This window comes from Actinomadura harenae (assembly GCF_003696215.1).
GTDB lineage: Bacteria > Actinomycetota > Actinomycetes > Streptosporangiales > Streptosporangiaceae > Spirillospora > Spirillospora harenae.
Map to the genome: position 1 here is coordinate 33,647 of NZ_RFFG01000028.1, position 9,622 is coordinate 43,268.

The following is a 9,622-nucleotide window of genomic DNA, read 5'->3' on the forward strand; positions in this document are numbered from 1 at the left end:
CGCTGTCCGCCTTGTCCGATCTTGTGGAAAGATCGCGGGATGCTGCGGCTCACTGATTTCATCATCGACTGTCCGGACACCATGAAGCTGGCGGCCTTCTACTCCGAGGTGACGGGTCGCCCGGTCAAGGAAGGCAGCCACGAGGACTGGGCCGGCGTCCAGTTCGGCGAGATCGAGCTGGCCTTCAACCAGGTGGAGGACTACCGCGCCCCGCAGTGGCCCGACAGTGAGCACCCCAAGCAGTTCCACCTCGACTTCGAGGTCGACGACATCGAGGCCGAGCAGAGCCGCGTCGTGGCCCTCGGCGCGACCCTGCGGCAGGATTTCATCGGCGAAGACGGCTACGGCTGGCGTGTCTACACCGACCCCGTCGGCCACCCCTTCTGCCTCTGCCACAACAAGGGTGTCACCTGGACCGACCAGGGTCCCGTCTGGCCCAAGCGCGGCTAGTCGCCGGGCGGCCGAGGCCGCGTCGCGGATCGTCGCCGAGGTCGGCGGCCCGCTTGCGGATCACCTGGGGTCGTGACGCGAGGCCGGAGGTGCGGCGAGCACCTCGGCGATCAGCTGGGTGTCGGTGTACTCGGTGATCTCGGCGACCTTGCCGTCCCGCATCACGAAGATCCAGCAGTAGCGGTTCGGGTAGGCATGCCCTGAGCTCGTGGTGCTGTGGTTGCGGCCCTCGACCACGACCACGTCGCCCTCGGCCACGAAGCGCCCGGCACTGACGACGTTCCGGCCGCCGAGCTGCTCCGAGAGCGGACGGAGCAGCTCGTCCAGCACGACGCGTTTGCCCTCGTAGGTGCGTGACCAGGCGGTCCGCCCGACGATCGTCCAGCGGACGTCGTCGGCCAGGGCGTCCAGGAAGGGCCGCCCGTTCCCCTTCGCGGTCTCGGCGAAGACCCCTTGCAGAATCGCCTTGTTGTCGGCCTCGGACACTGACCTGCCTCCTGAATCGGACGTTCGGGTCGGACGCCACGCGTCAGCCGACGGGGCCTTTCGCCGCGGCGACCTGGGCGGCCAGGTCGGCCGGAGTGAACATGTGCGGGAACAGGACGCCGCCGGGGTCCAGCGGACCCGATTCGGCCAGTGTGCCGATGTGGACGGGCACGAACCCGGTGGCTCGGACCAGGGAGTGCACGATGTCGTTGGCGTCCGGGTCGTCCCCGGCGACCGCCACGGCCCAGAACCCCGGCTGGGCGGAGCCCCGGTACGCGAGCGACTCGTCCATCACGTGAGTGAAGGCCCGGACGACCGTCGACTCCGGCAGGAGCCGGGCGACATGCGTGCCCTCGGTAAGGGCGAGCGTCGAGATGATCCGGCCCTCCTCGGAGACGCCCATGGGGTTGCTCGCGTCGATGACGATCTTCCCGGCCAACTGCGGGGCGACGGCCGTGAGGACCGAGTCGACCGCCCCATGGTTCAACGCGTTCAGGACGATGTCGGCACCGGCGGCGGCCTGCTCCAGCGACGTGACCGCCGCGCGAGGTCCGAGTTCGTCGACGAACTCACGAAGCTTCTCCGGCGTCCGGACGCCGAACGTCACCCGGTGCCCGGCTTCGATCCAGAAGCGTCCGATCACGCGGCCGATCGGTCCGGCTCCGAGGATGCCCAGGTGTCGCGGGGTGCTCAAGGTCTGCATGGGGCAAGACCTTAAAGCTTGAAGTATCCGAACTGCAAATATTGCAGCTTGAGGTAGTTGCTACGATGGGCGCATGGACAGCAGCGGCGAGCGCGACCTGGCGGCCGAACGGGAGATCTGCGGACTGGTCGGGGAGCTGGCGCGCCGCATCGACAGCCACGTCCGGCAGCGCGTGGTCGGCCTGGACCTGACCGGCCCCCAGGCGGTCGCGCTACGCGAGCTGACCGGGCCGATGACGATGCGAGAACTCGCGCTCCGCATGGGCTGCGAGCAGTCGAACGTCACCTACATCGCCGACCGCCTGGAGAAGCAAGGCGTCATCGAGCGCCGGCCCCACCCTCACGACCGCCGAGCCAAGCGCCTGGCCCTGACCGAACAGGGCACCGCCCTCCGCGAACGCCTGATGGAAGCCCTGACCCAGGACTCCCCCCTGTCCGGCCTCACCTACGAGGAGCAGAAGGGCCTCTACAAACTCCTCCTCAAAGCCGCCCGCTGACCGCCCCGGCCACTCGGCGACTCAGCCGGACAGTCCCTGCGCCCTCTTGATGCTCTCCACGAGACCGCCGAACTCGACTTCGCTCAGGCTGAGATGGCCCGACGCCGGACTCTTGGAGTCCCTGAGTCCGATGGACGACGCGAGCCTCCCCAGTTCAATGCACTGTTCGTCGTCCGCGCCGCCGCTGTACGAACTCTTCCGCCATACAACAGTCACGAGTACCGCTCCAAATACTGGCCGATGATCTCTTTCGAACCATCTACGGATGCTGCCATACATCCGACGCGATCGACCTTAACCGACAGATCGCGAACCTCGCCAGGGCTCTCGATCATGCGACCGCCATTCTGGGCACCGGCGTAGGCGATATCTCTACCGTCCAGCCTGATGATCTGAACCGACCCGTCGACCCCCAAGTGAGCACCCGCCGAGAACGGAACCACTCGGAGGATTACGCCAGGGATGTCGGCCAGGCTGAGCAAGTGCTCCATCTGTGCCTTCATCACCTCTCGGCTACCGACCTGACGCGCGAGGACGGCCTCGTCCACAAGCGCCCAGATCTCCAGCTCGTCCTTTTCGACACGATCAAGGAACCTCCGCTTGCGCGCAACCCGACGCTGCATCGACGCCTCATAGTCCTTCGGGCTGCCCGCCCGCACGTAGGCCCACGAGTAGTCGTCGGTCTGGAGGGCAATCGGAATCACCTGGCCATGCCACATCCAGATCATGGTGGCCTGCTCCTCGTACTTGGCGATCTGCTTGCCCCAGTCCGGATCGTGGGCCATGCGGGCGAACCAGAGCAACATCCGGAAGAGCACACCGGTCCCGTAGTGCTCGTCCAGGAGCCTCATCTGGTCATCCTGAGGACGACGCCTGCCCGCCTCCATATTGGAAACAGTCGAGCGGGCCAGCCCCATGATCTTGCCGCACTGCGTCAGCGAGAGCTCCTCCTTCTCCCGCCAGAAGCGTTGAGTGTGCGCAAGGAAATGCCACATCGAGATCTTGGGATTGAGTTCGTCGCGCACGATCGGCATGACAGTCCTCCTGTTTCCAGAATCCTGGTCAACAGGGCAACGGTAGAACGATCGCGTGAACCTTGGGGCGTGAATTCAGACATCCGGTCCGAGGAGAGCACGATGGTGACGGTGGTGACGGACGACCTGATCATGTCCATGCTGGGCTCACCTGCGTCGGCGGGACTCGCGCGGACGATGACGGCCCAGCGGCTTCACAAATGGGACTGTTTCCACATTCATGACGACGCCGCGCTTATCGTCGCCGAATTGGTGGCGAACGCGGCCGAGGCGACGCCCCGTCAGAAAATCCGCTTCCAGCTCAGCCGGGACGCCCACGGAATCGTCATCGCCGTCTGGGACTCCAGCCCGGCCCGTCCGGTCGCCAAGCCGATCATCGAAATGACCCTGGACGATCTCGACATTTCCGAAGAGTCCTTCGACGTGAACGGCGGCTGGGGTCTCCCGATCGTCGAGGCCCTGTCGACCGCCTGCGGCTGCACCCCGGACCCGTCCGGCGGCAAATGGATCTGGGCCCGCCTCGTCCCATGACCCCGACCGCAGCCATCAAGGCCCGCAGCCGATCGGCGCGGACGTGCTCCAGGAGATCAGCGGCTCCATGCCCGTGGACAATCTGGACCGTGCGGCGTTCTCCGACCCGGACCACACGTTGGCCTACCTGGAGTCTCGGCCGGCCTGTGGCCCTGTTGGACGTCGGCGGATACTTCGCTCCCGCATTCGACCACCTGTGATCCCAGTCCTTGGCCAGGCGCTCGGCGTGGTCGAGGGCACCAAGGACTGGCATCAGAGGTACGCCGCATCAGGCAGGCTCCCCGGCCAGGCCGATGGAAACGCGGTCAACTTCCTTCATGGCGCGAGCGTCGGTGCTTTCATACTCCTGGTGCAGGCCGAGATCCTGGCCGTGCTCACCCGGCTGACCCGCGCGGAACATGAACCGGGCATGCACGAGCTCGACGCCGCCGAACGTGACTTCATCGCAGCGACCTGGCTGCGCTACTTCGATGGGACGTCATGACCGTCACGACGCACGAGATTCACGACACCGTCGCCCGATACCTGCACCGGCATCCGGACGAAGCCGATCATCTGCGGCCGTTGACCGATGCTCTGCTCACCGAGCGGGAGCTGACCTCGCGCAAAGAGTTCCGAGGCGGGCATGTCACGTGCGGTGCCGTGGTCATCGACGACGTCCGCCGGTTGCTGCTCATCCGACACAAGGCACTCGGGCGCTGGCTGCTGCCGGGAGGACACCTGGAGGCCGAGGACACCCGCCTGTTGTCGGCCGCGCTTCGCGAGTTGGAGGAGGAGACGGGCATCTCCTGGCATGGCGCGGTCACCCCTCCCGGCCACGACGTCACGCCCGTGGACATCGACGTCCACGTGATCCCGGCCAACCCGGCGAAACAGGAACCCGAACACTGGCACGCCGACTTCCGCTGGGCGTTCTGGGTGAAGGAGCCCGAGGTCGTCCTTCAGGCCGAGGAAGTGGACGGCTACGCATGGCGGCCGCGCACGGATGCCCCGACTCTCAAGCTGGCGGCCAAGCTCGCGTCGCTGTGAGACAACGCGTGGAAGTCGCTGATGTCGCGCTGCGGGACGTCTTCCCTCGCGTGGGGGATCCTGGGGCTGTTCGGGGGAGGTGAGGGACCCTCGGGGTGGGGAGGTGGGAACCCGTCCGGCGGGGGAAGCGTGGCCCATGTTGGGAAATCCAAGATCTACCCATGCGAATCAAGGCGCTTCACCCCTCACCGACCGTTGGCAACACCGCTCGGCCCGTTCCTGGCTGGGCCATCCGTTGCGCTCGGCTCATACCTCTTGTCGTACTTCCCTCGTGTCTGTGGCGGTTGCCGTTCGCCTTCGACTACGAGATGGGGCAGGTCTACCAGGTGCACAAGCCTTGGCACTGGTGGGTGATCCTGTACGTCTTCGGGCTCAGCGTCCTGTCCGAGGGGCTGGCCTATCTGTCGTTCGGACTGGTCGCCGGGTGGGGTGAGGTGGCGCCGTCCTGGCTTCCGTTCATCGGCGGCAAGCGCATTCCGCCGATGGCCGCGATCGTGCCGGCCACGCTGGGGGCCTTTGGGCTGATCGCGTTGTGGAACCCCTATCCGCTCGCGCTGCTCCACATCGGAGGGGTTCCCCTCGTCGAGTACTCCAACGGCTGGTGGAAGGCCCTCTCGGCCGTGGCCGCCCTCCCGTTGAGCCTGTGGGGTCCGCTTCTCCTGGCGATCACGTTCGCGTACTACAAGCGCCGCCAGGGAGAAGCGGTGACCCAGTCCGTATCCGCCTGATCTTCGGGCCTCTCAGGAGTGGGACAGGTCGGCTGCCAGGCGGGTGGTGATGGCCTCGAGGACTCGGGCCGTCGTGGCCAGGTCCTCGGGGCTCGCGACGCTGTAGGCGCGGGTGATGGTGTCGACGGACGCGGCGCGGACGGTCGCGACGAGAGCGCGGCCCGACTCGGTGGGCTCGATGTCACCGCTGGGGACTTCGTGGACGTAGCCGCTGGCCAGGAGCTTGCCCAGGGCGATCTCGACCGCGGCCCGGTCCCACTGGGTCAGGGCGGCGATGCGGGTGGTGTGCGCCTCGGGGGTGGTCGGGGCGGCGAGCTGGCTGAGGGTGATCCACTGCTTCTCGTCCAGGGTGGTGCCGCCGAGGGCCCGGGCCAGGACGACGGTGTGGTGCTTCTCGGCCTGGCCGATGATCTTCGGGGTCAGGGTGGTGGTCATGGTGTGCTCCTCGTTCCTGTGGTGGGGACGAGTTGATTTTGGCACTGAGTTTCAGTTGGAGTCAAGCCTCTCTTTTTGCCTCAGTCCGCCAGCGGGAGAAGGTCCGGGCCGTCCGACTCGACGGCCAGGGTGACGATGCGGAGCAGGTCGGAGAGCTGGCGGCGCTGCGCCGGAGTCAGCGCCGCCAGGAGCACGTGCTCGCCGGACGACCGGTCCTCGTAGACCGACTCCCACGCCTCGCACGCCTTCGCCGTCAGTCGGACGAGCAGGCGGCGGCGGTCGTCCGGATCGGGGACGCGGTCCACGTATCCGTCGCGCTCCAGGCGTTCCAGGCGGTTGGTCAGAGTTGCGGGGCGGACGTCCAGGACCCCGGCGAGCCAGGTCGGGCCCGCCTGGTACGGGACGCCCGTGGAGCGCAGCCACCAGATGACGTCGTACTGCCAATCGTGCAGGCCGAGCCCGGCGAGCGCCTCCTCGCGCTCCCGGCGCAGCCTCCTCACGATCACCTGCATGCGGGTGACCGCGCCTTCCACGTCGGCGTCGAGATCGGGCAGCTCGCGGGACCAGAACGCGATGTGCCGGTCGATGGAATCCTGGGCCATGGCCGCGATACTACCATTTCGAATATTTCCATTTCGTAGTACTGTCCCTCCCCGTCACCCCCGACGACGAGGAGGACCGCCATGCCGCTCTGGCCCGACGACCTGGCCGGACAGGTCCACGAGCACACCTTCGACAGCGCGCTGCTGCGCGACAACCCGCTCGGCGACCCGCACGAACGCCCGCTGTGGGTCTACACGCCGCCCGGCTACGACGCCGATCCCGGACGCCGCTACCCGACCGTCTACATGCTGCTCGGCTACACCGGGCGCCTCGAGGCGTGGCGTCAGGCGTCCTCCTCCTACCGCGAGCCCGTTCCCGTCGCCGCCGACCGGCTGTTCGCGCGCGGTGAGGCGCCGCCCGCGATCGTGGTGTTCGTGGACGCGTTCACCACGTACGGCGGTAGCCAGTACGTCGACTCGCGCGGTACCGGGCGCTACCACTCCTACCTGTGCGACGAGGTCGTCCCGTGGGTGGACGCGCACTACCGGACGCTCGCCTCCCGCGACCATCGCGGGATCGCGGGCAAGTCCAGCGGAGGGCTCGGCGCGTCCATCACGTCGATGATGCGTCCCAACCTGTTCGGCGCGTTCGCGACGCACTCGGGCGACTCGCTGTCGGAGGCGCAGTACACGCCGCACTTCTACAAGGCCGTCCGTGACCTGCGCGCCTACGACGCCGACATCTTCGCCTGGTGGGAGGACTTCCGGTCGCGCGTGGCGTTCACCAGGCCGGAGGACCTGCGGCTGCTGGAGATCCTCGGTGTTTCGGCCTGTTTCTCGCCCGCCGAGGACGGCACTCCCCTGCTCCCCTTCGACCCGGTGACCGGCGCGCTGCGTCCGGACGAGTGGCAGCGGTGGCTCGACTGGGATCCTGTGCGGATGGCCCCGTCCCACGCGGACGCGCTGCGCTCGATGCACGGCATCTGGATCGACGCGGGAACGAGCGACGAATGGTTCCTCGACCTGGGCGCGACGGCGTTCCGGCGGGCGGTCGCCGACGCGGGCGTCCCCGACGACCGGGTCTTCTTCGAACTGTTCGACGGCGGTCACATGGCGGTCGAATACCGCCAACCACCCGCCATCGCTTGGCTCTCCCGCATCCTGAGCCCCACTAGCGACGGGTGACCGCGCGCGTGACACCCGCGGCGACCGTGGACACCAGGATCCAGCCGACGGCGACCAGCACGTACGAGAACCACTGCGCCGCGCCCTTGGGGTTGAAGGCGTACTTCTGGCCCAGCGTCACCAGCGGCAGCATGAGGTCGAGGGTGTAGACGAACGGGTTGAAGTGCGGGGCCTCGTCCTTCTTCAGCGGGGCCGGGTGGTCCAGGGAGAACACGGTCGTGCCGATGACCAGGAAGAACGCCACCCAGGCGGCGGCGCGCCAGGGCCGGTAGCCGTAGCCGACCGTCACGTCCTGGACGAGGCTCCACGCGCGCGCGATGAGCGGCTTGAAACGGCGCTGGCCGCGCTCCCGTTCGTAGAGGATGCGCTGCGCCTGCGGCTGCCGCCCCAGGTGGACGTACATCTGGGCCAGTTGGTCACACGCCTGGGAGCGCTGGTCCTGCGGAGCGCGTTCCACCCAGTCAAGGCGTTCGCGGGCGGTCAGGGCCGGTTGCAGCGTCTCGTAGACGAGACCGTCCATGCTCAGGTTCTCGGGCCACTTCTCTGGGAGATCGCGCAGAACGCCTATGCGGGCGCCGTCGAGGACCACCCGGCCCTCGACGGCGTCGCCGGGCAGGAGGACGAGCTCGGTGGTCTGGATTCCGGAGGCGTCGAGTGCCGTGCCCCCGGGGATCCGCAGTTCGATCCCTGTCAGGTCGACGTCGAGACGGAATCGGCTGTCGACAAGACGGACCTCTTGGTCCGCCCACACGTTCAGCAGGCGGAGGCCGGAGGCGACCTCGTTGCGCGTGAAGCGGAAGGAGGCCCCGGTCGGGGCGCCGCTCAGCCGCATCCTGCTCGCGAGCACACTGCCGTCCAGGCGGCTGTTGCTGATGCGGATCTCGCCGTCCGCGCGCAGCCTGCCCAGCCGCAGGGTGCCGCCGACCTCGCCGTTCTCCATGTCCACGCACACCCCGTCGCGGCCGGGGCCGAGGGACGCTTCGACCAGGCTGAAATCCCCCACGACACGCGCGCCGCGCAGGCGGATGTCACCGCCGCGCAGCGTCAGGCGGGGCGCGTCGAGGTGGCCGATGGACGCGCGGTCCAGGTTGAGCGCGACATGGCCGGCGCCGTCCAGAACGGCGTCGGCGAGGTGCACGCCCCCGTCGAAGCGGACACCGACCAGCCGGACCTCGCCTTCGACGGTCAGGCCGCTCTCGCACCAGAAGGCGCCGGTGACGTGGGCCCGCGCCGCGCTGAGCGCGAACCCGCCCGGATTGCTCAGCCGCGCGTCGGAGAGCAGCATCGGGCCGCCGATCTCGGCGCTGCGCATCCGGATCTCGCCCTCCGCCGCCATGCCGCAGCCGTCGACGCCCTCGCCGATGCCGGCGTTGTCGATGTCGAGCGCGACGGCTCCGGGGTTCACGACGCGTGCGTGGGCGAGGTCGAACTGGCCGGTGATCCGCGCCCCGCGCAGCACCACGGGACCGTCCGCGACCAGGTCGGGGCAGGCCAGGTCACCGCGCACCGAGACGCCTTCGCCGTCGATCGCGACGTCGCTCTCCGAGCGTCCGATGGTCGCGCCCTTCAGGCGGAGACCGCCGGTGATCTCGCCCTGGTCGATGCGGATCCCGTGCTCGATCTCGGTGCCGCGCAGGTCGAGCAGGCCTTCGATCCGAACGCGCGGCGCCTTGAGCTGGTGGAGGCGGCTGCCGACGAGCCGGACGGTGCGGGTGACGGCCTCGGCCAGTCGGAGCGGCGCGTCGAAGGCGCAGTCCTCGCAGATCAGCGCGACGTCGATGGAGGCGCCCATCAGGTCGAGCCTCCCGGTGACCGTGGCCCCGCGGAGCCGGATCGCGGCGAGTTGCCCCGGCTCCGGGTCGTGCCCGCCGAGCAGCAGGAGCCTGATGACCTCGGCGCGGATGGTGGTGGTGGGGGTGGTCGTGAGGTCGGCCCAGGCGCCGGTGGGGAAGGCGTCCCAGAGGAGCTGCTCGGCGTCGGTCAGGTCGTCGGGGGGCACCGGA

Annotated in this window: 14 protein-coding genes; 7 read left to right on the forward strand and 7 right to left on the reverse strand. The window is 68.4% G+C overall.

The annotated features are described in order from the left end of the window. Nucleotides 1-39: 39 nt before the first annotated feature. Nucleotides 40-450 carry a VOC family protein gene (locus EBO15_RS17510; RefSeq protein WP_122195468.1) on the forward strand — a complete coding sequence of 137 codons (411 nt, stop codon included), beginning with the start codon at nucleotides 40-42 and terminating at the stop codon, nucleotides 448-450. Between the two features lie 60 nt (nucleotides 451-510). Here the strand turns inward: EBO15_RS17510 and EBO15_RS17515 are convergent, their stop codons facing one another. Both EBO15_RS17515 and EBO15_RS17520 read right to left on the reverse strand, forming a co-directional pair. Further along, complete coding sequence (locus tag EBO15_RS17515) at nucleotides 511-936, reverse strand: nuclear transport factor 2 family protein (RefSeq protein WP_122195469.1); 426 nt, start codon at nucleotides 934-936, stop codon at nucleotides 511-513. 43 nt (nucleotides 937-979) lie between these two features. Then, on the reverse strand, nucleotides 980-1,630 hold the full coding sequence (locus tag EBO15_RS17520; protein WP_199744611.1) for an NADPH-dependent F420 reductase: 651 nt from the start codon (nucleotides 1,628-1,630) through the stop codon (nucleotides 980-982). 82 nt (nucleotides 1,631-1,712) lie between these two features. Between EBO15_RS17520 and EBO15_RS17525 the strand changes: the two genes are divergently transcribed. After that, nucleotides 1,713-2,135, forward strand: coding sequence for a MarR family winged helix-turn-helix transcriptional regulator (locus tag EBO15_RS17525; protein ID WP_122195471.1), 423 nt, complete (start codon nucleotides 1,713-1,715; stop codon nucleotides 2,133-2,135). A 21-nt stretch (nucleotides 2,136-2,156) separates the two neighbouring features. Here the strand turns inward: EBO15_RS17525 and EBO15_RS17530 are convergent, their stop codons facing one another. Then, nucleotides 2,157-2,414: a DUF397 domain-containing protein gene (locus EBO15_RS17530; protein ID WP_122195472.1), complete on the reverse strand. Its 258-nt coding sequence runs from the start codon at nucleotides 2,412-2,414 to the stop codon at nucleotides 2,157-2,159. Then, on the reverse strand, nucleotides 2,348-3,169 hold the full coding sequence (locus EBO15_RS17535; protein WP_122195473.1) for a helix-turn-helix domain-containing protein: 822 nt from the start codon (nucleotides 3,167-3,169) through the stop codon (nucleotides 2,348-2,350). The genes EBO15_RS17530 and EBO15_RS17535 overlap by 67 nt, the downstream gene beginning before the upstream one ends. Before the next feature lie 102 nt (nucleotides 3,170-3,271). Here EBO15_RS17535 and EBO15_RS17540 point away from each other — a divergent pair, with 102 nt between their 5' ends. The 4 genes from EBO15_RS17540 to EBO15_RS17555 all read left to right on the forward strand — a co-directional run bounded on the left by EBO15_RS17540 (nucleotide 3,272) and on the right by EBO15_RS17555 (nucleotide 5,457). After that, a complete protein-coding gene (locus EBO15_RS17540; RefSeq protein ID WP_147481534.1) occupies nucleotides 3,272-3,700 on the forward strand; it encodes an ATP-binding protein in 429 nt (142 codons plus the stop codon). A 226-nt stretch (nucleotides 3,701-3,926) separates the two neighbouring features. After that, entirely contained in the window at nucleotides 3,927-4,184 is a 258-nt protein-coding gene (locus EBO15_RS17545) for a hypothetical protein (protein WP_199744612.1), read from the forward strand. After that, nucleotides 4,181-4,729 carry an NUDIX hydrolase gene (locus EBO15_RS17550; RefSeq protein ID WP_122195475.1) on the forward strand — a complete coding sequence of 183 codons (549 nt, stop codon included), beginning with the start codon at nucleotides 4,181-4,183 and terminating at the stop codon, nucleotides 4,727-4,729. The genes EBO15_RS17545 and EBO15_RS17550 overlap by 4 nt, the downstream gene beginning before the upstream one ends. Before the next feature lie 284 nt (nucleotides 4,730-5,013). Further along, nucleotides 5,014-5,457 (forward strand): hypothetical protein, encoded by a 444-nt coding sequence (locus EBO15_RS17555; protein WP_233616261.1) that lies wholly within the window; start codon nucleotides 5,014-5,016, stop codon nucleotides 5,455-5,457. A gap of 12 nt (nucleotides 5,458-5,469) precedes the next feature. On the opposite strand, the gene EBO15_RS17560 is transcribed toward EBO15_RS17555, so the two are convergent. Continuing rightward, the gene (locus EBO15_RS17560; protein WP_122195477.1) at nucleotides 5,470-5,892 is read right to left on the reverse strand and encodes a MarR family winged helix-turn-helix transcriptional regulator; all 423 of its coding nucleotides are present in this window, start codon (nucleotides 5,890-5,892) and stop codon (nucleotides 5,470-5,472) included. An 80-nt stretch (nucleotides 5,893-5,972) separates the two neighbouring features. After that, on the reverse strand, nucleotides 5,973-6,494 hold the full coding sequence (locus EBO15_RS17565; protein WP_122195478.1) for a MarR family winged helix-turn-helix transcriptional regulator: 522 nt from the start codon (nucleotides 6,492-6,494) through the stop codon (nucleotides 5,973-5,975). A gap of 81 nt (nucleotides 6,495-6,575) precedes the next feature. On the opposite strand from EBO15_RS17565, the gene EBO15_RS17570 reads away from it, so the two are divergent. Next, complete coding sequence (locus EBO15_RS17570) at nucleotides 6,576-7,619, forward strand: alpha/beta hydrolase (protein WP_122195479.1); 1,044 nt, start codon at nucleotides 6,576-6,578, stop codon at nucleotides 7,617-7,619. On the opposite strand, the gene EBO15_RS17575 is transcribed toward EBO15_RS17570, so the two are convergent. Next, nucleotides 7,606-9,618, reverse strand: coding sequence for a translocation/assembly module TamB domain-containing protein (locus EBO15_RS17575; protein ID WP_122195480.1), 2,013 nt, complete (start codon nucleotides 9,616-9,618; stop codon nucleotides 7,606-7,608). The two genes, EBO15_RS17570 and EBO15_RS17575, sit on opposite strands and share 14 nt — an antisense overlap. Between the last annotated feature and the right edge of the window lie 4 nt (nucleotides 9,619-9,622).

What these genes read in the sequence shown, in the direction of transcription:
- EBO15_RS17510 (WP_122195468.1), top strand. Translation starts at nt 40, where the DNA reads ATGCTGCGGCTCACTGATTTCATCATCGACTGTCCGGACACCATGAAG.
- EBO15_RS17525 (WP_122195471.1), top strand. Translation starts at nt 1,713, where the DNA reads ATGGACAGCAGCGGCGAGCGCGACCTGGCGGCCGAACGGGAGATCTGC.
- EBO15_RS17530 (WP_122195472.1), bottom strand. Translation starts at nt 2,414, where the DNA reads ATGTATGGCAGCATCCGTAGATGGTTCGAAAGAGATCATCGGCCAGTA.
- EBO15_RS17535 (WP_122195473.1), bottom strand. Translation starts at nt 3,169, where the DNA reads ATGCCGATCGTGCGCGACGAACTCAATCCCAAGATCTCGATGTGGCAT.
- EBO15_RS17540 (WP_147481534.1), top strand. Translation starts at nt 3,272, where the DNA reads ATGGTGACGGTGGTGACGGACGACCTGATCATGTCCATGCTGGGCTCA.
- EBO15_RS17550 (WP_122195475.1), top strand. Translation starts at nt 4,181, where the DNA reads ATGACCGTCACGACGCACGAGATTCACGACACCGTCGCCCGATACCTG.
- EBO15_RS17560 (WP_122195477.1), bottom strand. Translation starts at nt 5,892, where the DNA reads ATGACCACCACCCTGACCCCGAAGATCATCGGCCAGGCCGAGAAGCAC.
- EBO15_RS17565 (WP_122195478.1), bottom strand. Translation starts at nt 6,494, where the DNA reads ATGGCCCAGGATTCCATCGACCGGCACATCGCGTTCTGGTCCCGCGAG.
- EBO15_RS17570 (WP_122195479.1), top strand. Translation starts at nt 6,576, where the DNA reads ATGCCGCTCTGGCCCGACGACCTGGCCGGACAGGTCCACGAGCACACC.